General features: G+C 46.9%; 18 protein-coding genes. 12 read left to right on the top strand and 6 right to left on the bottom strand.

All coding sequences use genetic code 11. The features are described 5' to 3' along the window. Positions 1-632 precede the first annotated feature (632 nt). Entirely contained in the window at positions 633-836 is a 204-nt protein-coding gene (locus ACIDITHRIX25_RS98085; protein ID WP_052607025.1) for a hypothetical protein, read from the top strand. A gap of 103 nt (positions 837-939) precedes the next feature. Here the strand turns inward: ACIDITHRIX25_RS98085 and ACIDITHRIX25_RS98080 are convergent, their stop codons facing one another. The 4 genes from ACIDITHRIX25_RS98080 to gpmA form a co-directional block, all read right to left on the bottom strand. Continuing rightward, entirely contained in the window at positions 940-1,431 is a 492-nt protein-coding gene (locus ACIDITHRIX25_RS98080) for a methyltransferase family protein (RefSeq protein ID WP_052607024.1), read from the bottom strand. A gap of 614 nt (positions 1,432-2,045) precedes the next feature. Beyond that, on the bottom strand, positions 2,046-2,666 hold the full coding sequence (locus tag ACIDITHRIX25_RS98075) for a class I SAM-dependent methyltransferase (RefSeq protein WP_201733461.1): 621 nt from the start codon (positions 2,664-2,666) through the stop codon (positions 2,046-2,048). Positions 2,667-3,257: 591 nt separating this feature from the next. After that, positions 3,258-4,820, bottom strand: a complete 1,563-nt coding sequence (locus ACIDITHRIX25_RS98070) for a phospholipase C (RefSeq protein ID WP_052604934.1) — start codon at positions 4,818-4,820, stop codon at positions 3,258-3,260. Between the two features lie 591 nt (positions 4,821-5,411). Further along, positions 5,412-6,107, bottom strand: coding sequence for a 2,3-diphosphoglycerate-dependent phosphoglycerate mutase (gpmA, locus tag ACIDITHRIX25_RS98065; protein WP_052604935.1), 696 nt, complete (start codon positions 6,105-6,107; stop codon positions 5,412-5,414). Positions 6,108-6,250: 143 nt separating this feature from the next. Between gpmA and dnaK the strand changes: the two genes are divergently transcribed. The 4 genes from dnaK (at position 6,251) to ACIDITHRIX25_RS98045 (ending at position 10,510) form a co-directional block, all read left to right on the top strand. Then, entirely contained in the window at positions 6,251-8,092 is a 1,842-nt protein-coding gene (gene dnaK, locus ACIDITHRIX25_RS98060) for a molecular chaperone DnaK (protein WP_052604936.1), read from the top strand. A 229-nt stretch (positions 8,093-8,321) separates the two neighbouring features. Then, the gene (locus tag ACIDITHRIX25_RS98055; protein WP_052604937.1) at positions 8,322-8,957 is read left to right on the top strand and encodes a nucleotide exchange factor GrpE; all 636 of its coding nucleotides are present in this window, start codon (positions 8,322-8,324) and stop codon (positions 8,955-8,957) included. A 6-nt stretch (positions 8,958-8,963) separates the two neighbouring features. Then, positions 8,964-10,049: a molecular chaperone DnaJ gene (dnaJ, locus tag ACIDITHRIX25_RS98050; RefSeq protein WP_052604938.1), complete on the top strand. Its 1,086-nt coding sequence runs from the start codon at positions 8,964-8,966 to the stop codon at positions 10,047-10,049. A gap of 50 nt (positions 10,050-10,099) precedes the next feature. Beyond that, positions 10,100-10,510: a heat shock protein transcriptional repressor HspR gene (locus tag ACIDITHRIX25_RS98045; protein ID WP_052604939.1), complete on the top strand. Its 411-nt coding sequence runs from the start codon at positions 10,100-10,102 to the stop codon at positions 10,508-10,510. A gap of 458 nt (positions 10,511-10,968) precedes the next feature. Here the strand turns inward: ACIDITHRIX25_RS98045 and ACIDITHRIX25_RS98040 are convergent, their stop codons facing one another. Then, positions 10,969-11,160: a hypothetical protein gene (locus ACIDITHRIX25_RS98040; RefSeq protein ID WP_052604940.1), complete on the bottom strand. Its 192-nt coding sequence runs from the start codon at positions 11,158-11,160 to the stop codon at positions 10,969-10,971. Between the two features lie 650 nt (positions 11,161-11,810). Between ACIDITHRIX25_RS98040 and ACIDITHRIX25_RS98035 the strand changes: the two genes are divergently transcribed. The 7 genes from ACIDITHRIX25_RS98035 (at position 11,811) to purQ (ending at position 20,864) form a co-directional block, all read left to right on the top strand. Then, on the top strand, positions 11,811-14,309 hold the full coding sequence (locus ACIDITHRIX25_RS98035; RefSeq protein ID WP_052604942.1) for an ATP-dependent Clp protease ATP-binding subunit: 2,499 nt from the start codon (positions 11,811-11,813) through the stop codon (positions 14,307-14,309). A 70-nt stretch (positions 14,310-14,379) separates the two neighbouring features. After that, the gene (locus ACIDITHRIX25_RS98030) at positions 14,380-15,654 is read left to right on the top strand and encodes an adenylosuccinate synthase (protein WP_052604943.1); all 1,275 of its coding nucleotides are present in this window, start codon (positions 14,380-14,382) and stop codon (positions 15,652-15,654) included. Beyond that, on the top strand, positions 15,654-16,913 hold the full coding sequence (gene purD, locus ACIDITHRIX25_RS98025) for a phosphoribosylamine--glycine ligase (RefSeq protein ID WP_052604944.1): 1,260 nt from the start codon (positions 15,654-15,656) through the stop codon (positions 16,911-16,913). Before ACIDITHRIX25_RS98030 ends, purD begins: the two co-directional genes overlap by 1 nt. 237 nt (positions 16,914-17,150) lie before the next feature. After that, a complete protein-coding gene (purB, locus tag ACIDITHRIX25_RS98020; RefSeq protein WP_201733460.1) occupies positions 17,151-18,476 on the top strand; it encodes an adenylosuccinate lyase in 1,326 nt (441 codons plus the stop codon). 350 nt (positions 18,477-18,826) lie between these two features. Further along, entirely contained in the window at positions 18,827-19,852 is a 1,026-nt protein-coding gene (locus ACIDITHRIX25_RS98015) for a phosphoribosylaminoimidazolesuccinocarboxamide synthase (protein WP_200891196.1), read from the top strand. 75 nt (positions 19,853-19,927) lie between these two features. Then, positions 19,928-20,188 carry a phosphoribosylformylglycinamidine synthase subunit PurS gene (gene purS / locus ACIDITHRIX25_RS98010; protein ID WP_052604946.1) on the top strand — a complete coding sequence of 87 codons (261 nt, stop codon included), beginning with the start codon at positions 19,928-19,930 and terminating at the stop codon, positions 20,186-20,188. Position 20,189: 1 nt separating this feature from the next. Next, positions 20,190-20,864, top strand: coding sequence for a phosphoribosylformylglycinamidine synthase subunit PurQ (gene purQ / locus ACIDITHRIX25_RS98005; protein WP_052604947.1), 675 nt, complete (start codon positions 20,190-20,192; stop codon positions 20,862-20,864). Positions 20,865-21,729: 865 nt separating this feature from the next. Here the strand turns inward: purQ and ACIDITHRIX25_RS98000 are convergent. Continuing rightward, positions 21,730-22,164 (bottom strand): hypothetical protein, encoded by a 435-nt coding sequence (locus ACIDITHRIX25_RS98000; protein WP_052604949.1) that lies wholly within the window; start codon positions 22,162-22,164, stop codon positions 21,730-21,732. Positions 22,165-22,681: the final 517 nt, after the last annotated feature.

Genomic DNA, 22,681 nt, shown 5'->3' with positions numbered 1-22,681 from the left:
TATGCAAAGTCACGGTAGTAATTGTATTGCATGTCCGCACATTATGGTTCTTCGCCTAATCGATGAGCGCCAGAGCACGTGGCACATTTGCTCAGTTTTCCGATTAACGGTCTTTGGTAATTTAGCGGCGCCAGAATCTAGTTAGTTTTGGTTGCTTGTGGATCGACTGACTGGTGTTTATCATTTGATTTAATTCACGGGATCGAAGATGGATATCGGATCGTAACCATTAAAACAAAGCCCATCGGGTATATATCTTTTGCCATGAATATCCCATAATGTGGTTGGTTTCCCGCGTCTACCGTTCCTCTAAAGGAGATCGGGCCCTTCTTGGTCGATTGGGAACACGCCTAATGACTCCATTACTTCGGTGTCGTCGTTGTAAATTGATGCTGAGTGGGGTCACTAGCGCAGAGGTATTGGGGTCATTTTGGTCAAGCGTTTCAAGCGTTTCGGGTATCTCGAATCCCCCCCCAAGAGAGCTCTATGGTCGATAATGACCTCCAGATCATCTTTTTGAGCTGGCTTTGTACGCGCACTGAATCTCCCAAAGCGCAAACAGGTGGGACGCAATCCTTGAACCTCAAAACTGCAGTATTCCCGCTCCACGGTAATATTGCTACGATAACTCTATGGGTAAAGAGCAGATTTTTGTTACTGTACAAAATCGTGGCCTTATTGCACTTCCGAGCGGTATCCTGAATCGCTTTGGCTTGGATAAGGCGGGTGCCCAAGTCGAGGTGATTGAGAGAGAAGAAGAGATAGTACTGCGTTCCCATTTTGGCGTTTCGGTGGATCAGAGACATGGTTTTGGACTGAGCGGTGGCAAACGCTAGAGCGTGAAGCCCACCAAGCTATTAACAGCGCAAGTGCCACCGTATTTGAAGATGTCGAGTGAACCTCCCCGTCCGTGAGGGCGGGGAGGTTCACTCGACTGGGTTAGCCCTTAATGCTTATCCATCTAGCCACTCGAGATTGGTAGGTGTTGTATTCATCGCTGAAGGTGGCCGTTAGGTAGGCTTCTTCCTTCGGGATGATTATTTTGTCGATGACAACCAGTACTGCGCTATTGAGAACAACGCCGGTAATAGATCCGTTAGCTATTGCCGCTCCAAAGTTACTAAGGGCTGCTCCCAGATAGATTGGATTGCGTGAGAACTTGAAGGGACCGTCTTGAATTAGCTCTGTTTTCTCTACATTTGGATTTGGGTTTTGACTATGTTTTTTCATGGTCAAAAGCGACCAAGTAGATATTGTGATTCCAACTTGGATCGCGAGACGTCCAATAACTGTCATTTTGGTTCCGGATTTTATCCTAATTTTGGATTTTTTATCCAAAGCTAGAGCCGAGGTGGTGGCCAGAACGAAAAGTAGGGGTGGGGGAATATGTTTGGATCGTGTGACTTTGCTATTTTCTTCACCATTACTCATAACATCACCTTATTTGGATGAACTGACTATTCGCGAAAGACCACTGCCACCTGCTTTCTTGTGATGAGTTATGTCTCAGGAGAGGGCCTATTGCTAGATAACGGCTGTTAGTCAGTTTGTTTAGCTTTGTTTTGGCCTTCTTTTGGCTGTGCCCGCTTCTTGTGTTGCCATGGTTTGTGGCGAGGGTATCGGATAAGGCGCTTGACTGTAGTCGACCTCTTGGAGATGGCTGGGGCCACATCTAAGGGGAACTGTGAAATAATTTGTCGATTTAGCAAGAGTTAGTTCAACATTATTGGTCGCCTGGCGAGATTTTTTGAATCCAACCAAAATGTGGCCCTATTGGTTGTGACTAAAAGATCTTCGTAACGGCGCAAAAGAAATAGGCTTCCCATTTAGGTAGGCCTGAGTCGGCAATTGGGTTGGATAGTCTGGTTGATCGTATCAACGGCATTTGGTCGCTTTTGTTTTGTGGAATTAGTGGCTTTTGATTGAACCCAGCATCAAGTCCTAGAGAACTACATGTGCAAGTGAGATTATTATTTTTTGTAACTAAAACTCGTTCTTGCCGTCTGTCTCGTGGTTCGTCAGAGATCTCTATAAGCCACTTTTATTTAGTTGGCGGTTTTGGTTACATAGAGTTGATACCCAACGTGGATATAGTTTAATTTGCGCCCAAAGATCATTGTAAATGCGTCGATGGCAGGTTTCGGACTACGGATTGGATCTTGTCCGTAGGGGAGCTGTTCGAACCACAGATAATCATCGAATGCTAATACTCCTCCAACTCTAAGTAATTTAAAGCTAAGGACCGCGTCAGTTAAGACATCAGGAGCTTGATGGGATCCGTCGACGTAGATAAAGTCAAAATATTCGCCTAAACCCATCGCGAATAATTTAGAGAGGAAGAAGTCCGAGGTTCCTTTGTGTATATGAAGATCAAGGCGATTGTCGATACTATTTCTGGCTAGCTCAATGTTATATAAAAAGCGCTTTTCGACCAATGACATGTCGAGGCCCTGTTCCATATGCTCGATGCCACCGATCCAGGTGTCAATGGCGTGAAGTTCGACATTTGCCAATGCACCGACGGTCTCGACTATATATGTGGTGGCCGCTCCTTCGAAGGACCCGACTTCTAGAAGTTTTCTAGGATTTAATTGCGGAAAAATTGCATCCCATACCGGCTTGGTCGTACCTTGAAACCAGTTATTTGTGAATTCGTAGTTGCTCATGAAATTACGTCGTCCTTTTAAACTTTGATGTAAGGTTGTAAACGACCGGATCCCATGGTCTAGGTTTTTGCAGATACCTACCTTGAATCAATCAGAGGTCGGATTCGCTAGAACGGACACTTCGTGTGCACAAATATATTTTCGACAAATATAGCGTTATCCATTAATCTTTTTCTTTAAATGGCAATATTTCACCAGGGAGACGCTTTTTCCGTGGTCTTTGAGCTCTTGGGAGTAATCGCAAAATTAAGCGGATCGATCCGAGAATTGTCAATCTCTATATGAGGTGCGTTGCCTGATGATCCACTCTCTCCAATCTCCATTTGCGAGCATGTTGATCTTGTCGAAGATTTTGCCAAGTGCGGACTGGAATGTTGATCTGCTTGGGATTTGTATCTTCATGGGTTAGCTGAGTGCGATGGTTGCGCAATTGAAATGGTCGCTCGATTATTCTTGAGTGACTCTAATAGGGTCGAATATACTTGGTCTCGACCTAATTTGAAAAGAAATCTATTTTTTAACCTTTTTGTTCGTTTTGGTGGAGTCTTCGATGTTTCGAAAGAGATATTCTGGCCGACTGCTTCACTCGGTTCAACTCTGGCTAGGCCTTCTTTTGGCTGTGCCCGCTTCTTGTGTTGCCATGGTTTGTGGTGAGGGTATCGGATAAGGTGCCTGACTGTAGTCGACCTCTTGAAGGTCGCCGGGGCCACATCCAAGACTTGCTAATTCGGAGGCGGTGTTAGCGATTGGCGATGGCAGATTTGGAGCGATAAAATTCGGGGCTTTCATCGCTAGTGTTGAAGTCAAGTCTCCCACCGCACTTCGACGCCACTTGGAGATATTTGGTGCTTGAACGCCAAATCTCTCTTCGAGGAAGCGAAGTTGTGAGGTGTGATCGAAGGTCTCGGAGTTTATGTAACCGCCTTTTGAAAAAGGAGACACAACTAACATTGGGACTCGCATTCCAAGGCCGATGGGACCATTGATCCCGCCAGATGATCCATCCAAAGGAGATTTGGTAATGTATTCTCCCTCGGTGCCTGGTGGTGGCACTAAAGGAGGAACGTGGTCGAAGAAACCGTCATTTTCATCCCAGGAGATAAAGAGAACCGTCTTGGACCATACCTTTGGTGATGCAATCAACGCACTTAGCAACTGGTCGATGAACCAAGCACCAAGTGCAGGCGGAGCCGGTGGGTGTTCGTCATAGCCCAAAGGCGGAATTACCCAAGAGACCGATGGAAGCGAGTCGTTGTGAATGTCTGTCATAAAGGTGTCGGGAAATGTCGGCGTAAACGCCTTTTCGTAGAGCGATGACCCCTTGTGGCGATATTGGGAGAAGTAAGGAAGAATTGCGTCAGAGATCCAAAGAACTTCTGGGTTGTCAACTCTATATAGGGGTCCAGGTGGCGTGTAGACCTTCCAGCTGATATTGGCATCCTCTAGTACTTCGGGCATCGTGGTCCAATCGACGCTAAATCGTGCTGACGGAGAGGAGTTGGTAATTAGAACCGGGCCACCATGGCTACCGTTAGGGTCGATCGTTCCGGAGATCGACATGAGGCGATTTGGATGCGTTGGTCCTAAGACTGAGGCATGATAACCGTCGCAAAGGGTGAAGGCATCGGCTAACCCATAGTGATATGGAAGGTCTTGTCGAAGATAGTATCCCATGGTGAGGACTCCATTTGCCACACCTTCATGCAAAGGGTCGGTATGGGTGCTCACAAACCTAGCCATCGAACCGTGGTCCCAGCATTCGTGTTGCGTCTGCCAATCATGCGCCAGGTCAAAGGTGCATTCTCCAACCTTAGATGAGGTGTTGAGCCTAAATGGTAGGAGACGCCCGAGTGGAGGTATCGTGGTGTTTGCGGCAAATGCTTGGGAGAAGGCACCGAGTTGGCCACTTGGATGATCGTCGAAACCTCGAACTCCGGGGTAAGTTCCAAAGTAGTGGTCGAAGGAGCGATTTTCTTGCATCAGAAAGATCACATGTTCGATAGCCCCTAGATCTGACCCAGCTGGAGGTATCGCGATTGCCTTTGAGATCGTCTTTGAATTTCCACAAGACGCCGCTAGGGCGGCCAAACCACCAGCTAGTGCACCTTTTAGGAATCGCCGTCGGTCGAGAAATTGGTCGCTATTTCGATTCAAAGTGCCATGGGTCCCTCGCTATATTGTTATCTTTGGACGCTTTGCTCACTTGGCGTTTCGCTAAGATATCAACGCCACAATAGCACTTTCTATTATCTTTGGGGTGTTATTTGGAGCTGCCCGGGTTGCCAGCTGCAAGATCGATGAGGACCCCGTTTTTCATGCGTTTTATAAGGCGAAGGCGCTGAAATCGGCGAACCCATGATCTAGATCTATCTTTGAGATCAACCTATTAGGACTATTAGCCCTGTTTGATGCCGGAGTTGGTTTTACGCTTTGGTTTTACGCTTTGGTTTTACACCTCGGCTTTACGCTTTGGCTTTAAAATCTAGGCTTTGGATGGTGATGTCTAATAATGGTGCTCTTGGAGAGCCGCTTGAAATTATCAAATTATCAAATTATCAAATTATCAAATTATCAAAGAGCCATAAGCGTCATACAGAGCGATAAGTGTAAATAAGCAATAAGAGCCATAAAGAGCTACACAGAGTCATGCAGAACTATAGAGACCAGCGCCTCCCAAGAAGACGCTGGTAATAAGCCAATGTTAGAACGAGGAAGTCTTAGCCAAAGAGACTTGATGCCAAGTAACTAGTCTCGTCCCAACCAGTGGGTGCGTGTTGCTTTGAGGTTTTGATCGACGTCGTAGACGATGGGTAGTCCATTTGGGATCTCAAGGGTTAGGATCTCTTCGCGGTCGATATCTTCAAGATGCATTACCATGGCTCGCAGAGAGTTGCCGTGGGCTGAAACCAAAAGGGACTTTCCTGCTAGAAGCTGGGGGACCATTACGTCATAGAAGTAAGGAAGCATCCTTTCTCTAACGTCTTTTAGGCATTCAGCATCCGGAATGATCTCTGGTGCTAAATCGCTATACCTAAGATCGTGACGACTATGACTTGGGTCGTTCCTATCAAGTGCCGGTGGCACAACATCATAGGAGCGTCGCCATTGATGAACTTGCTCTGAGCTAAAGCGTTCCTTCATCTCTTCTCGAGTGTGGCCTTGAAGGGCTCCGTAGTGTCGTTCGTTTAATCGCCAGTGACGATAGACAGGGATCCAACTACGACCTAGCTCTTCTAAGGCAAGATCCGAGGTTTTGATAGCTCGACGCAATAGTGAAGTATGAAGGATGTCGGGAGCTAGGCCTTCGCTGGCCATAAGCCTGCCGGCAGCTATTGCTTCCTCAACGCCCTTTTCGGTAAGGTCGATGTCTGTCCATCCTGTGAATTTCTCTTCTAGGTTCCAGGTGCTCTGGCCGTGTCGTAAAAGTATCAATTGTCCCATAACAAGCTCTAAAGGTAGCCTTGATTTTCAAAAAATCTTTCAGAATTGGAAAGAAAATCTCAAAAATCAAAGTTGATATGAGTACACTCAACTTTATTGCACATATAATGTGTATGAAACTTCACTAGGAGGTATTTAGAAAGATGCCAAAAGCCGTAGGAATTGACCTCGGAACTACCAACTCGGTCGTTAGCGTCCTTGAGGGCGGCGACCCGGTAGTAATACCCAATGCAGAAGGTGGTCGTACGACCCCTTCAGTCGTAGCTTTTTCCAAGACTGGAGAGGTTCTTGTCGGCGAAGTCGCCAAGCGCCAAGCAATTACCAATCCAGATCGCACAATACGTTCCGTAAAACGCCATATGGGTACAAACTGGACCATCGATATCGATGGGAAGCCTTTTACTCCACAAGAGATTTCGGCACGTGTTCTATCAAAGTTAAAGAGAGATGCTGAGAGCTACCTTGGCGATACTGTAAATCAAGCCGTAATTACGGTTCCTGCTTATTTTGATGATGCTCAGCGCACCGCGACTAAAGAGGCCGGACAGATTGCAGGCCTTGAGGTCCTTCGTATTATCAATGAGCCAACTGCAGCAGCACTTGCCTATGGATTAGACAAAGAGGGCGAGGATCAGACGGTTTTAGTCTTTGACTTAGGCGGTGGCACCTTCGACGTCTCAGTTCTTGAGATTGGTGACGGTGTCTTTGAGGTCAAGTCGACAAGTGGAAACACAAGCCTTGGTGGCGATGACTGGGATCAACGTGTGATCGATTGGCTCGTAAAGACCTTCAAGGATACAGAGGGAATTGACCTCTCTGGCGACAAGATGGCGATGCAAAGGCTCAAAGAGGCTGGCGAAAAGGCCAAGATTGAGCTTAGCGCCGTTGGTGAAACCACAATTAACCTTCCCTTTATCACTGCTAATGCAGAGGGACCAAAGCATCTTGATCTCAAGCTAACTCGGTCTAAGTTCCAAGAGCTAACCGAGGATCTAACTCAAGCTTGTCGTGGGCCATTCGAGCAAGCAATTCGCGATGCTGGCTTAACCAAAGAGCAGATCGATCACGTTGTCTTGGTAGGTGGCTCGACTCGTATGCCAGCTATTCAAGAGCTAGTAACCGGTATCACAGGAAAAGAGCCTCATAAGGGTGTAAACCCCGATGAGGTAGTAGCAATTGGTGCTGCGGTGCAAGCTGGCGTTCTAAAGGGCGAAGTAAAAGATGTTCTACTTCTTGACGTTACCCCTCTAAGCCTTGGTATTGAGACCAAGGGTGGAGTGATGACCAAGTTGATCGAGCGAAATACTACGATTCCAACCAAGCGTACTGAGGTATTTACCACCGCAGACGACAGTCAGCCTTCGGTTGAGATTCATGTCTTGCAAGGTGAGCGCGAGATGGCCATGTACAATAAGACCCTTGGAAAGTTCCAGCTTGTTGGCCTTCCTCCTGCACCAAGAGGGATTCCTCAGATTGAGGTAACCTTTGATATCGATGCCAATGGTATCGTTCATGTCTCTGCTAAGGATCGCGCTACCAACAAAGAGCAGTCGATCACGATCTCAGGACAGAGCACGCTAAGCAAAGATGACATCGATCGAATGGTCAAAGATGCTGAGGCTCACGTAGCTGACGATAAGCGACGTCGCGAAGAGGCTGATATCCGAAATAACGGCGATACTTTGGTCTACCAGACTGAGAAGCTGCTAAAGGAGCAAGGTGAGAAGTTCTCGGGTGACGAGAAGGAAACTGTGGAGGCCGCCCTTGAGACACTCAAGAAGGCGCTTGCCGACAGTGATGTCGAGGTTATCAAGAATGCCACAGATGCCCTCATGAAGTCCTCGCAAGATTTCACTCAACGCCTTTACGAAGAGGCTTCCAAGGCAGCAGCTAGTGCGCCTAACCAAGAGGATGCAAGTGCTCAAAGTGCCGCTAGTGACGATGAAGTCGTCGATGCAGAGATCGTCGACGACCCCAAGCCCTAAACGCTTAATGAGTTGCTGACTCTATTCATAGGAGCTATTGGCCTTTTGTGATTTTGACCGATTACAAAAGGCCACCAGTTCAATCTTATGTAGAGTTGCAAATCTCTCTTGGGTTGCACTGTGGCATCTAAGTGAATTTTATTGATGAAATTAGATTCCCACAGTGCTATGAGTAGATCTTTGCGATAGACGCATTGTAAGTTTGAAGATATTTACCGAAAGGATACCAATGAGCGATTCGGATGCGCCTTTGGAAGCCGAAGGAGCAATTACGAGGGCAGACGATGGTACGTTTGGCGATCAGAACCAAGAGATCGACGGCAACGGCGGAGCCATCTTTGATGATTTTACGGAAAATGGTGATGAGGTTATCGTTCCCGATCTTATAGATGAGACCTTGGCCGATGACGAGGTTCCCTCTTGGGATAATTTGGCTGATGTGGTTTCGCAGATCACCAAAGAGCGCGACGACTATTTGGATGCACTACAGCGCACCAAGGCAGATTTCGACAATTTCCGTCGACGAACGGCTCGATTGGAAGCCGAAGCATCTGAAAGACGAGTAGTAGCGCTTTTGGAGCGATTGATACCAAGTCTCGATGATTTAGCCTCGCTCTTAGCCCATAAAGTTGGTGCTCCTGACGAAGAGTTGGTAACAAAGACAATTAGGCCAATTTTCAGCGCGCTTGCAAATGAAGGGTTAGTGGTTATCGAAGAGGTCGGTGCTGAATTTGACCCTGAGATCCATCAAGCTGTTGCTCATGAAGATGGTGACGGACCAGCCAAGGTGGCGGAAATATTTAGATCTGGATACCTTTGGAAGGGTAAGACGATTCGACCAGCGATGGTAAAGGTAGTGGGGTGATAGCCCATGTCGGCTAACAGCGAGTGGTACGAAAAGGATTACTACTCAATTTTGGGTGTCGATAAGTCGGCAAGCGAAAAAGATATCCGAAATGCCTATCGTAAGTTGGCCAAGGCATATCATCCCGATGCCCATCCCGGTTCCGAGGAGAAGTTCAAGGAACTCTCAAGCGCCTATGAGGTGCTCGGAGATGCTAAACGAAGAAGTGAATACGACTCCTTTAAGGATCAATCTCCATTTATGCCTCGAACCGGAGGCGGAGGTGGAGGATCAGAGCCAGGCTTCAACTTCAAAGTCGAGGATTTGGGAGACGTCTTTGGTGGCCTCTTCAATAAAGGTAGGCGAAATCCTACAGCTGGACCACAGCGTGGTAGCGACGTAGATACTTCATTGTCGATTACCTTTATCGAATCCATTGAAGGCCTTACCACCTCAGTAAATGTGATTGGGGAGGCCCAGTGCCGAACTTGTCATGGAACTGGTGCAGCGCCAGGTAGTTCTCCGGTTGTCTGTGCGAGATGCCAAGGAAGTGGCTCGGTAAATGAGAATCAAGGTTTTTTCTCCTTTTCTCAACCCTGTCCCGCCTGTGGTGGCAGGGGACTACGAGTCGACTTACCTTGTAATTCGTGCCAAGGCACAGGAACGGTTCCTTCCAATCGAAAGCTCAATGTTCGAATTCCAGCTGGAGTCGAAGATGGTCAACGCATTCGGCTCAAACAAAAGGGTGGACCGGGACGAAATGGGGGCCCAAGTGGAGATCTTTATATCACCATTAAGGTGGGTGCGGATCCAAGATTTTCCAGGCGCGGAAATGACTTGGTTACCACTTCTAAGATCTCTTTTCCCCAGGCGACGCTTGGAACCGACATTGTGGTTCCGACATTGCGTTCGAGTGTGAAGCTTAGAGTTCCGGCAGGCACTAAGTCTGGTCAGGTTTTGAGAGCCAAGGGATATGGCGTAGCACCCTCGGGTCGCAGGATCACGCCAGGTGATCTTTTGGTAACGATTGAAATCGTTATTCCAAAGAATCTCTCTGATGAACAACGTAAATTAGTTGAAGAGTTAGCACGGATCCTACCTAAGGAGGTTTAGTTCGACTCTTCTTTGAGTGACCTTTCTTGTTATATCACTAAGGAGGTGCCATGGCAGGCGAATCTTATAATGAATCATTTTTTAGAGCCGTATATGTTATCTCTGTCGCGGCCGAACTAGCAGGAGTGCACCCGCAAACGCTCCGTATCTATGAGCGGCGCGGTCTTTTGGATCCAAAGCGTACTAGCGGTGGCTCCAGGCGCTATTCTCAGCGTGATCTTGAGAGACTTAGGAGAATCTCGGATCTAACTGAAGCTGGCGTGAATCTAGAGGGTGTTCGGCGAATTTTGGAACTTGAAGAGGAGGTGATGGAGCTAAAGAGCGAGATCAAACGAATTAAAGATTCCAAAAAAGAAGAGGTGGATGAGACCCATCGTCAATATCGAAGGGATCTAGTCCCGATTAACCAGGCGGTTGTTCCATTTATGTACTATAGGTTTCCAATTGGAAATAACGATTAGTTCTTTTGGAATCGTTGAGATGCTTTGGGAGTCTTTGGTGGCTAAATTTTCATAATTGTGGATTTTAACGTGTCCTTTTGCCGAAAGCGAGCTATCTTCGAATCAGAGTGATTTTTCGGTCATTTATTACCGAAATAGCCCAGATTCTATATTGTCATTGAGGTGTCTTTGTGATCTATCTTGAACGACATTTGGGAGCTGCCTTTCTCTTGTAATTTTGATAGCGAGTTGTGTTTTGAATGCATCACTTTAGGTGCTCTTTGTCGGAAGTTCGTTTTTGCCTAGTGATTCCTAATTGTTGATTCCAACCGGGCTCTTTCAAACAGGCAATAAATCCCCCAGTTGTGCTTTGTTGTCGTTGTGGTAGCTAACTTTGGAAAACCTGATTTTAGGGCTTTTGGGTTTAGGGCGTCTGCCATAGCGTATCTAGCGGTCGGGATCTTTTTCAGGGGACTTAATCAAAGGCGCTCTTCTTCTTGGGTTTGGAGGTCGATTAGATGTAGGTCTTGGAGATCTTTTCGAAATGACTCTTTTATCCTGGCAATTTGATCGGTAGTATTGTCGTAGCCTTGACATTCCATGAATTTAAAGGGCGACATATTGGTCGAAGCCTTAGATCGTAGGACTTTGGTATAGGCGCTTTCTCGCATCACTTCTTTAGCAATGGTCGCTTTGTTATTTGGGCGTCGAGAAATTTATAATTTGCTTTTTTGGGAGAATTGTTGACTGTAATGTGGTTTTGTAGCTAGTGGCTTTGGCATCTTGTTGGTAACACAGCTTCCAACAGTTTTAATTTCGCCCCGCATAAGACAACCCCAGACAAGATATCACCTAGGGCTTATCCCAGTAGAAGCCAACCCAGTAGAAGCCAACCCAGTAGAAGCTAGACCGTAACACATGCCCATTTTAATCGACCTGGAATTATGACCCTTGATTAAGTTAAATTTCGACGTTAGTCCAGGGTGATAATTCGAAGATGAGATTGTCGCAAAATAGATCCGAAGTTACCATGAATAAAGTTAAAAACTAAGGCCAATCGAGGTCCATAAAACTTGGATTGCTTCTTGGGATTTTTTGTTTTATCAGGATTATTTTCCCCAATTAAAAGGGGATAAAGTTTCTATTTTTTTGTCTTTGAATTAATTATGATTACGTAATATTAGATCTCTTGGTAGAGAATTTTAGGCGCGAATAACTGTTTGATTGTTTGACCAAGGATCTTGTTTGCTTTTTAGAAGATTTTCTGGCTCAGTTTATCGATTGCGGAGCTAGGGACCCGAAATAGGTGGTGGATTAATATATGAGCACGATAAATACTAACAAATGGACTCAAAAGACCCAAGAGGCGCTTTCAGCGGCCCTTGAAGACGCTAAAGCTCGCTCGAATCCAGAGGTGACTCCAGATCACTTGGCACTTGCACTGATTGGCCAAGGAGAGGGACTTACATTGCCGATTCTGTCGAAATTGAACCTCTCGCCTCTAGCATTACGCAACAAGATTGTGGCACGTCTTGATTCGTCGACAAAGGTCTTTGGAGCTGATCCAACTATGTCACGGGCGCTATTGGATTTAGTCAAGATGGCAGACCTCAATCGTGCTGAGATGCGTGACGACTATCTCTCGGTAGAACACCTTTTACTTGAGTTGGCACCTCTCTTTGAAGTCGACAGGGCCTCTATGCTTAGCGTACTCAAAGAGGTACGAGGTAGCCAGAGGGTGACCTCTCAAAATCCAGAGGAGACCTTTGCCGCTCTTGAGCGTTATGGTCGAGATCTAACTAAAGCTGCCCTTGGGGGAAAGATCGATCCGGTCATTGGCCGAGATGAAGAGATTCGTAGGGTGATCCAGGTTCTGTCGAGGAGAACTAAGAATAATCCTATTTTAATTGGAGAACCGGGCGTAGGAAAGACAGCAATCGTTGAAGGTTTGGCGCTAAGAATCGTACAAGGCGATGTGCCAGAAGGCCTTAAGTCCAAGCGTCTAATTGCCTTAGATCTAGCATCAATGGTGGCTGGAGCGAAATATCGAGGTGAGTTTGAAGAGAGACTGAAGGCTGTCTTGGCTGAGATTGCGTCCTCTGATGGTGAGGTAATCACCTTTATCGACGAGATGCACACTGTGGTAGGAGCTGGAGCTGGCGAGGGAGCGATGGATGCTTCCAATATGCTCAAGCCAATGTTGGCTCGAGGTGAGCTTCGGATGGTCGGAGCGACCACACTCGATGAATATCGCAAATACATCGAAAAGGATCCTGCACTTGAGAGGCGTTTTCAAAGGGTTCTGGTTGAAGAGCCAACCGTTGAAGCTTCAGTTGCTATTTTGCGAGGCCTAAAGGAGCGCTATGAGGTCTTTCATGGTGTTCGGATTCAGGATCGTGCACTAGTGGCTGCGGTATTGCTATCTAAGCGTTACATTACAGATCGCTTTTTGCCCGATAAGGCGATAGACCTGGTCGATGAGGCTGCGAGTCGTTTGCGTATTGAGATTGACTCAATGCCAACTGAAATTGACGTCGTTGATCGACGAATCCGCCAGTTGGAGATCGAGAAGATTTCGCTCGAGGGAGAAGATGACCGATCATCGCTTGATCGCTTGAGCAAGATCGACTCTGATTTGGCGAATTTGAACGAAGAGCGATCTACCATGGTTGGTCACTGGCAGCTTGAGAAGGAAAAGATCGAGACGATACGAACAGCCAAGGAGTCCCTAGAGTCATCTCGACTGGCCGCTGATCGTTATTCGCGAGAGGGAAGTCTCGATAAGGCTTCTGAGATTTTATATTCGCGAATCCCGATGATCGAAGAGGAGATAAAGGCCCAAAGTGCCAGCCTTGAGGAGCTGCAATCTGATATGAAGATGCTTCGAGAAGAGGTGAGCGACGCCGACATAGCGGGGGTCGTTTCAAATGCCACAGGAATTCCCGTTTCAAAGATGCTCGAAGGGGAAGTCGGTAAATTGCTGGCGATGGAGGATGAACTTCATCGGCGTGTAATTGGCCAAGACGATGCAATCTCAGCTGTTGCCAATGCTATTCGGCGTTCTCGTGCTGGCCTTGGTGATCCGAATCGACCAATTGGAAGCTTCCTATTTTTGGGGCCAACAGGAGTTGGAAAGACCGAGATGGCAAAGGCTCTAGCTGGCTTTCTCTTTGACGATGAGCGGGCTATGACCCGCATCGACATGGGAGAATATCAAGAGGCACATACCGTAGCTCGCTTAGTCGGAGCACCTCCAGGATATGTTGGATACGACGAAGGTGGACAACTCTCCGAAGCGATACGACGACGTCCCTATTCGGTGGTTTTGCTTGATGAGCTAGAGAAGGCGCACCAGGATGTCTTTAACGTTCTCTTGCAGGTCTTAGATGACGGTCGGCTGACAGATGGCCAGGGGAGAACTGTCAACTTCACCAATACCGTCTTGATCATGACTTCGAATCTAACTGTAGATCCAAGGGCATTCTTCAAACCGGAATTTGTAAACCGTATCGATGAGATTATTACATTTCACTCCCTTAGTCAGGATGACCTAGACAAAATTACAGATCTGATGATCGATGAGATCAAAGAGCGATTGGCGCTTCGTAAGATATCGTTGGATGTCTCTCCTGGCCTGCGAACTTTAATTGCAACCGAAGGTTTTGATCCGGCCTTTGGGGCTAGACCACTTAGGAGAGTTTTGCAGCGCCTTCTTGGTAATGCGATCTCGAGTGCTATTTTGAGTGGAACCTTCGGAGAGGGAGATACAATTCATGCCTTTATTGATCCATCTAATCCCCTCGCCGTTGCCCTTAATTGATTGAGATGCGCCTAGCATTTACTTGGACTTTTTCACCGGAAAAGTTCTGGGATTTCTAAGGAGGCCTATCTTGCCAGTAAAGGTCGTAGTAGGTACGCAATGGGGTGACGAGGGCAAAGGAAAGCTCACCGATTCCATGGCCGCACAGTGTGACTATGTGGTTCGCTATCAGGGTGGTCATAATGCCGGCCATACTGTAGTGGTGGGGGAAGAGTCTTTTGCACTTTCGTTGATTCCCTCTGGAATTTTATCCGAGCGTGCCACTTGCGTAATTGGTAATGGCGTTGTGGTTGAGCCAGGTGTCTTAATCAAAGAGATGGAGGCGCTAAATGCGAGAGGTGTGGATACCTCTCGCATCCTGGTCTCTGGCTCTGCACATCTGATAATGCCCTATCACCTAGAGCTCGATAGGGTAACAGAACGTTACCTTGGAAAGAATGCCCTTGGTACAACCAAGAGGGGAATCGGACCCGCCTATGCCGACAAGGCCAACCGAATTGGCCTTAGAGTTCAAGACCTCCTCGATGAAAAGATCTTTCGCCAAAAGCTCGACGTGGCATTGCGTGAGAAAAATGCTGTCCTCTCAAAGGTATATAACCGTCTTCCGCTCTCGGGCGATGAGATTGCCGATCGTTATCTAGGCGAATATGCCTCTAAGATTGCTCCTCATATCGCTGATACGGTTGAGATTTTACAAAATGCTGTGGCAGCGGGTAAAGAGATTCTTCTCGAAGGCGCCCAAGCTACCTTCTTGGATATAGATCATGGGACCTATCCATTTGTCACCTCCTCTTCGCCAACTGCTGGTGGTGCCTGCATCGGAAGCGGAATTGGACCACGACAACTCGGATCGATCATTGGAATTTCAAAGGCATACCTCACCCGAGTGGGAGCTGGACCATTTCCAACTGAGCTAAAGGATGAGACCGGCGATCGCCTCATAGAGATCGGTCATGAATTCGGAACGGTGACTGGACGTCGACGTAGGGCGGGATGGTTTGATGCAGTTTTGGTGCGACATGCAGCACGCTTGAACTCTTTGACAGAGATTGCTCTTACCAAGATGGACGTCCTCGATAGCTTTGAGACAATAAAGGTATGCGTAGCATATCGAGATGGGGATAAGATCCTAGATTCGGTCCCCTATCATCAGAGTGTTTTTCATAAGGTTGAGCCGATTTACGAAGAGTTCCAAGGTTGGATGACCGATATCTCTGCTGCGCGAAAACTTAGCGACTTGCCAAAAGAGGCTCGGGTCTACGTTGAATTCTTGAAAGAGAATCTTGGTGTGCCTATTACGACAATAGGTGTTGGACCAGAGCGCGAACAGTTCGTACAGGGTTAATGGTGACCGCGGTTACTCAGAGTCCCCATTTGCGGATCGTCGTTGTCGGAGGTGGAGGGCGAGAGCACGCTATCGCCGACACGCTTGTTCGCGAGGGTCATAGTGTTACAGTGACACCTGGCAATCCGGGAATTGCACAAATTTGTGGTACCTCTTCGTTGGATGCAACACAGCTAGAAGCTGACCTATTTGTGATTGGACCAGAAGCTCCACTTGTAGATGGTCTCGCTGATCGCCTTCGCCAGCAGGGCAAGTCGGTCTTTGGTCCTGGACGCGACGGCGCAATGCTTGAAGGTTCTAAAGACTTTATGAAAGAGATTGCTGCGAGTGCGAAGGTGCCTACGGCAAATTATCGTACTTTTGATAATTTGGAACTAGCTATTTCTTATCTAAGAGGAACCGATGGTCCCTACGTGATAAAGACCGACGGTCTAGCGGCTGGTAAGGGCGTGCTTGTAACAAGCGACTTAGACGAAGCAATCTTGGATGTAACCCAAAAATTAAGTGGTACTAGTTTTGGAGATGCAGGGCGAAAGGTCATCATAGAAGAGTGTCTAGTTGGTAATGAGATCTCTTTGATGGTCGTTTGTGACGGTAAAAGCGCATTGGCATTACCGTGTGCTTGTGACCATAAACGTTTGAGTGATGGTGACCTTGGTCCAAATACAGGTGGAATGGGTGCGTATTCTCCGGTCGCTTGGTTCGATGAAGGAATGACCCAAAGGGCGATGGACGAGATAGTGCATCCAACCTTGGCCAAGTTGACTTCAATGGGAATCGACTATCGTGGTCTGCTCTATGCGGGACTGATCATTACCCAAGAGGGTCCTAAGCTGATTGAATTTAATGTGAGATTTGGAGATCCAGAAGCTCAAGTTATTCTTCCGCAGCTAGAGGGCCAATTAGGATTGCTTTTGCTCAGCGCAGCAAAAGGTGACCTCGATAGTGCAATCGTGCCAAATAAGAAAAATGGTGTGGTCGTGGTTATGGCCGCACCTGGTTATCCTGAGTCGCCCAAGGTAAATGGAGAGATCATCGGTCTTGGCGAAGCTGCGAAACTTGATGGTGTACGAATCTTTCACAGCGGAACTAAATTGACCGACCAAGGTGCAATTGTGGTTGGCGGAGGTCGAGTAATAGGAGTTTGTGGCTTTGATGAAGATCTCCGAGGCGCTATCTCCAAGGCATATCGTGCGGTAGATCGCATCTCCTTCGATGGGGCACAATTCCGAAGGGATATAGCAGCGAGAGAAGAGTAGGGATCCCTTCTTAATGGTTGATCGAGATCTGTTGGCTAAGGATTTCTTTTTGCATTTAATTGTTTATGCATCACTTCTGATTCCTAGGTTTGCTTTTTCGGCAATAGGGATCGTTGGCGAATAGATTGTCATATGTATTTGAGACGTGTTTTGATGCGTCTTATTTGATGAGCTAATTTTGGGACTATTTTAGTCCTTATTGACTTTAATTATCCGACTAGGCCAAGGAGCAAAAGAGTGATCGATCGATATACCATAGGAGAGATTGGCGAGATATTTTCCGATGAGTCTCGAATGACGGCTTGGCTGGAGGTCGAGTTGCTCACCGTCGAGGCGTTAGCAACCTTAGGAAAGATCCCAAGTGAAGATGCCATTTTGGTACGCAGATTAGCGCCAAAGATCGACCGGGCTTTTGTGGATGAGGTTGGTGCCCGAGAAGCGATAACAAATCACGATCTGGCCGCTTTCGTCGATGTGGTTCAGTCTCATATCGGCGTGAGCGCAGCTAGTTGGGTCCATTACGGTTTGACCTCTTCGGATGTAGTAGATACCGCTCTCTCGGTCATTCTTGTAAAGGCTGGTAAGGCAATTTCCGGCCAAGTGCGAGGTGCGATACTTGCGCTTTACAACAAGGCAGTGGAATATAAAGATACGGTGATGGCAGGCCGTACACACGGAATGCACGCCGAGCCCACAACTTTCGGCAACAAACTCGCTCTTTTTTGTTTGGCTCTGAACCGTGATTATGAGCGTTTGGAACGAGCTATCTCTGGAATATCAGTCGGTAAATTGTCGGGTGCGGTTGGAACTTATTCGAACATAGATCCTGAGGTCGAAAAGATTGTTTGTGGCGCACTTGGTCTTACTCCTACGCCTGCCACCCAAGTTATAGCGAGGGATCGCCATGCTGAATATGTATATGCATTGACCTCAATGGCGGCGACGATTGAGACGATTGCGACTGAGATACGCCACCTTGCACGAACAGAGCTTGGCGAGGCCCAGGAGTATTTTCAGCCCGGACAGAAGGGGTCTTCCGCGATGCCTCACAAACGCAATCCCATCCTCTCTGAGAGACTGGTAGGGTTGTCCCGTGTGATGAGAGGTTACTTGATCTCATCGCTGGAAGATATCGCCCTTTGGCACGAACGAGACATATCACATTCTTCAGTCGAGCGCGTCATCATGCCCGATGCATCTATTTTGGCCTACTATATGGCAAACAAACTCACCTCGTTGATTAGCGGTTTGGTCGTCGATGAGGTCGCGATGAAGAGAAATCTTGACAATTCGTTCGGATTAGTTTTTTCTCAGTCGCTCTTGTTGGCGATCGTAGATTCAGGGCGAACTCGTGATGATGCATATCGAATCGTTCAAGGTGCCGCTGCTCGTGCAATAAAAGAGAGGCGTCACCTGCGCTTGGTTCTTGAAGATGAGGCTAGTGTTCAACTGGACGAGAGCGTGCTAGATGCCGCTTTCGACGCTCATAGGATAATTGCTAACGCCTCATTGACGTTGAAAGAGGCGTCAAAGATTCCTCTTGTGCGCAACGAATTTCAGTGAAACGGTGACAATCTGTGGTGCCCTTTGTTAGTTAGGGGAGTGCCATAAGGATTGTTTGACAGGGTAGCTTTACCTACAAGATCTGCAGAAGAACCCAAGAGTCGATCGATTTGGTTGAATATCCTTGGCTGGTTGGCTAGGGATTGTTTGGCTGACAACAGAGGATTCAATTGGATTTAGAGTCCTTTTTGGATTCCTTCTGTGCCAAATGCCGCGCAAGACAGATAAGTGATATTTCAGGCCAATGAGCGCTACTTCACCCTAGGTATTTATTGAGATGGTTGTTTCTTCGAGGCACGTTTGGCTTTTGCCTTTGCGAAGGTGAAAAACTAAAGCGCTGCTAATAGATTATGGGATGGGTTAAACCGTTATTGAATCTTTGCTTTGTGGTGCCTTCGCGCCAGTTTGGTGAAGTTGGGATCGACTCTGAGGGATGTGGTCAAAGAGTGGTAAAGATGCGCCATATTTATTCGGGTAAAGTCCGGGACATCTATGAACTTGACGGGATAGATCGAGATTCACTTTTGATGGTGGCAAGCGATCGAGTCTCCGCCTATGACGTGATTATGAATGAACAGGTAGCCAATAAAGGCACCATCCTGACAGCAATGAGTGCGTATTGGATGAAGCTTGTCGAAGATATCGTCCCGAATCATCTCGTCGAACTCTTTCCGACCAAGCAAACCTTTGATGACGACTCCTTCGAAAAGTTCATCGGACGAGGCGTAATAGTTGCTAAGGCTCAGATGATTGAAGTCGAGTGCATCGTTCGCGGCTATCTGGCAGGCAGTGCCGCACGTGAGTATTTTAGATCTGGCACTGTTCACGGTAGGTCGCTCAAAGACGGTCTAGTTATGGCCGAGCGACTAGATGAGCCTATCTTTTGCCCCTCTATCAAGAACCACAGTGGACATGACGAGAATATATCTATCGAGCGAGCGAAAGAGATATTTGGATCGGAGCTGATATCTACTTTAGCCGAAGTATCGATTGAGATTTATAACCGCGGAGCTAGGGTTGCCGAGGAGTCCTCAATCTACTTGGCAGATACCAAATTTGAGTTTGGATTTATCGATGGGGAACTCGCGCTTTGTGATGAAATATTGACGCCGGATTCGTCGCGCTTTTGGGAGGCATCTACCTACGAAGCTGGTAAAGAGCCAATGCAGTATGACAAACAACCGCTACGCGACTATTTAGACACACTCGATTGGGATAAAACGCCCCCGCCGCCTTCTCTTGATGAAGAAGTTTTACAATCTCTCTCTGATCGCTATGCAATGGTTTACGAGAGAATTGCTGGTCAACCTATAGAGAATTGGATCACAGATGCGAAGAATGCTTATTTTGGCACAAATGGAAATATTTTCGCCTAGACTTTGCACTCGTCGTCGCACATTTTCCCGTGAACGTCGCGAATTGGAAAATCTAGCATATCGGAGTATTTCAAATTGAAGTACGAAGCAGTTGTAGAAGTGCTACTCAAGGATGGGGTATCCGATCCAGAAGGAGTAGCAATCCTTGATGCTGTAGTCTCATTGGGCTACGGTTCGGTTTCTAAAGTGGCTTCGGGCAAGTTGTTCCGTCTCCTTCTTCAGGCAGAGGACGAAAATTCAGCAGCCGACGTAGTCTCAGAGATTGCGGAACGCCTTCTTTCTAATCCGGTACTTGAGGATTTTCGAGTACGAGATTTAGTATCGTCAAATAGTTAAAATGTCTAAAGTAGGAATTGTCGTATTTCCCGGAACAAATTGTGAGCATGATGTTGCTCGCGCACTGGCGAACTTGGGCGTTCAATCTGAGCTAGTCTGGCACGGCGATAGCGATCTTTCTTCATATTCCGGCGTTATAATCCCCGGTGGTTTTGCCCACGGAGACTATCTCAGACCAGGAGCAATTGCGCGCTTTTCTAAGATTATGAGTGAGATTATCTCTTGCGCCAATTCAGGGGTTCCGGTTCTTGGAATTTGTAACGGCTTTCAAGTCTTGACAGAGGCGGGACTTCTTCCGGGAGCTCTGCAAAAAAATAGTGGGTTACGCTTTATCTGTCAGCCTGAGGCTCTAGAGGTCGTTACAACGCGTTCGATCACCACCTCTCAATTGTCGCCAGGCGATAGAATTACCCTTCCGATAAACCATTTCGAAGGTAACTACACCTGCGATTCGCAAACACTTAATCTGCTCATCGACAATGACCAGATCGTGATGCGCTATATAGATAATCCCAACGGTTCGATCGATAACATTGCTGCGATATCCAACAAGGGTGGGAATGTCGTAGGGATGATGCCGCACCCTGAACGGGCTAGCAGTGCACTTTTAGGAAATAGCGACGGATTGAAGGTTCTAGCGAGTTTTGCAGCGTCGCTTGTTGTCGGTGCCTTGTAGGTACTCGCTTTGTTGCAAATTAGCTGACTAAAGCTAATATTGATATCTTTTCAATTTATTATCGTTGGATCTAGATGGCCCAGAGTCGTCTGTTCTTTGTAGCTGTTTTGGCGAGTTAGATGAGACTCTTATGGTTACGCCATGGGCGTGCTCTGATCGTCTAAGCTCAAAGGGGCCTACAACACGGTGCTAAGTTTTGCCGAAGAGGTCTTACCTTTGCTACATCTAGCTTGGAAAACTTTACCAAATCTTTCCATATGGATCTTATGTCGCCAAGATTTACATTAGAGGTGACCTTTGTTGATCGATGTAGCGTTGATTGAATCCGTGTTGGTTGAGTGGCGTTGCTAGCGACATGGTTGGTAGGTGCGTGTCGCGACACGGAGCCCTAAATTTGACCCGATGAAGTCGATTACGATCGCTTTGTTTTGGACTTTTTGATTCCGGATAAGGAGCAAAAACGTCGTGAGTTCTCAAATCCTTTTTTATTGGTAATGTGGTAAATCCACTGGAAGTCGCAGGATTTGGCTTGTCGATGCAATGGCGCGATCGAGCCGCTACTTATTGGCTTTCGGCCCTGGTGAAAAGGGTAAAGCGACTTGATTTCAGCTCTCTTGCTTGTGGTTTTGACTCGCGGTTCTAATTTGTGTGACTGCATTTTCCCCCGAAGACTAAGACCGAATCTCCTTCGTCGGGGAGAATGTCTAACTCAGCCATTCTTTGGGACTGCCCGCAAGGTTTAGCCTTGGAGATAGCACTTTGCATTGGGAGACAAGTTGGAGCTTTTAATTTATTCAGCCCTGACTTTGGTCAGGGCTGAATTGGTTTTATCTTTACTTATTATTTATTCTTTTGAAAATAAAGTCTATTCAGCGGATCGACGACGACGGGTTGTCACCTTAGGAACGTCAATACCAGCTTTTTCTAGAGTTTCGTTTGGAATTCCAAGTGCATGCCATGCATCATAGGAGATTCCTTTTCTATCAGAGTATTCTCGAGCAGAGGCAACGAAACGTTCCTCAAGCTCTCCAATATCTACTTTATTTTTAAGATTTACTAGCTCGGCTTCGAGGTCTATTCGCTTTTGAATCAGGTGAAGGCGATCCAAAGGATCGGCATCATTTAACTGCTCTTCAACTAAGGCGAGTTGCTTTTCTACCGTATCTCGAGTCCTTTTTCTTCCTCTCCGAGGACGATTTCTCTCTAGTGCTTCCAAATAATCTCTAATAATTTTGGATTGAGCGCGTGCCGAAGCATCCTTGGCCCCGTCAATCTCAACTTCTACATCGTGTGCTGCCATGTAATTAATTATATCCGTAATATCACAGGACGATAATTATTTAAGCGATTATTGGCAAATCATTGCAAGAACTCAAGCGATACTTGGTTGTTTTAGCTGGAAATTGACTTAATTTATTTGACATTTCTGGATAGCATTTTATAAGGGGACCCTTATCCATACTATATTGAGGCTTATAATTTCTTTTTTTGCTAATAGGGTTCTATCTTTGGGAGAGGGCGCGGCCATGTTCCTCGTTATTTGATCTGAGCAGTCCATAAAAAGCTAAGTGATTGCTGTGAATTGCCTGAAGAGATTCATAAACCATCGTCTATTTGTTAGATACCATGGAGTCGACTGGCTAATTAGATCCAAGTCATAAAAAGCCGATCCACGCCAAGGTTAGCCCTAGGGCAACTTATCTGTTGCTGGTCTTTGTGATTTTCTTCGATATCTAGGGTTTTATTTCAAATTAACCAGTTGTGGCTGATGTTGTAATACCTATGATGGCATGGCGATTCACAGGTATTCATTTAGT

It is taken from the genome of Acidithrix sp. C25 (genome assembly GCF_904848545.2).
The sequence above is the reverse complement of the archived record's forward strand: the minus strand, read 5'-3'. Positions and strand labels throughout refer to the sequence as shown.

Excerpts from the sequence above, each read along its gene's own strand:
- ACIDITHRIX25_RS98040 (WP_052604940.1), bottom strand. The coding sequence starts at position 11,160 with ATGCGAGAAAGCGCCTATACCAAAGTCCTACGATCTAAGGCTTCGACC.
- ACIDITHRIX25_RS98075 (WP_201733461.1), bottom strand. The coding sequence starts at position 2,666 with ATGAGCAACTACGAATTCACAAATAACTGGTTTCAAGGTACGACCAAG.
- ACIDITHRIX25_RS98085 (WP_052607025.1), top strand. The coding sequence starts at position 633 with ATGGGTAAAGAGCAGATTTTTGTTACTGTACAAAATCGTGGCCTTATT.
- ACIDITHRIX25_RS98080 (WP_052607024.1), bottom strand. The coding sequence starts at position 1,431 with ATGAGTAATGGTGAAGAAAATAGCAAAGTCACACGATCCAAACATATT.
- purQ (WP_052604947.1), top strand. The coding sequence starts at position 20,190 with ATGTCTAAAGTAGGAATTGTCGTATTTCCCGGAACAAATTGTGAGCAT.
- ACIDITHRIX25_RS98015 (WP_200891196.1), top strand. The coding sequence starts at position 18,827 with ATGGGATGGGTTAAACCGTTATTGAATCTTTGCTTTGTGGTGCCTTCG.
- ACIDITHRIX25_RS98045 (WP_052604939.1), top strand. The coding sequence starts at position 10,100 with ATGGCAGGCGAATCTTATAATGAATCATTTTTTAGAGCCGTATATGTT.
- ACIDITHRIX25_RS98000 (WP_052604949.1), bottom strand. The coding sequence starts at position 22,164 with ATGGCAGCACACGATGTAGAAGTTGAGATTGACGGGGCCAAGGATGCT.
- dnaK (WP_052604936.1), top strand. The coding sequence starts at position 6,251 with ATGCCAAAAGCCGTAGGAATTGACCTCGGAACTACCAACTCGGTCGTT.
- dnaJ (WP_052604938.1), top strand. The coding sequence starts at position 8,964 with ATGTCGGCTAACAGCGAGTGGTACGAAAAGGATTACTACTCAATTTTG.
- purD (WP_052604944.1), top strand. The coding sequence starts at position 15,654 with ATGGTGACCGCGGTTACTCAGAGTCCCCATTTGCGGATCGTCGTTGTC.
- ACIDITHRIX25_RS98035 (WP_052604942.1), top strand. The coding sequence starts at position 11,811 with ATGAGCACGATAAATACTAACAAATGGACTCAAAAGACCCAAGAGGCG.
- gpmA (WP_052604935.1), bottom strand. The coding sequence starts at position 6,107 with ATGGGACAATTGATACTTTTACGACACGGCCAGAGCACCTGGAACCTA.
- ACIDITHRIX25_RS98055 (WP_052604937.1), top strand. The coding sequence starts at position 8,322 with ATGAGCGATTCGGATGCGCCTTTGGAAGCCGAAGGAGCAATTACGAGG.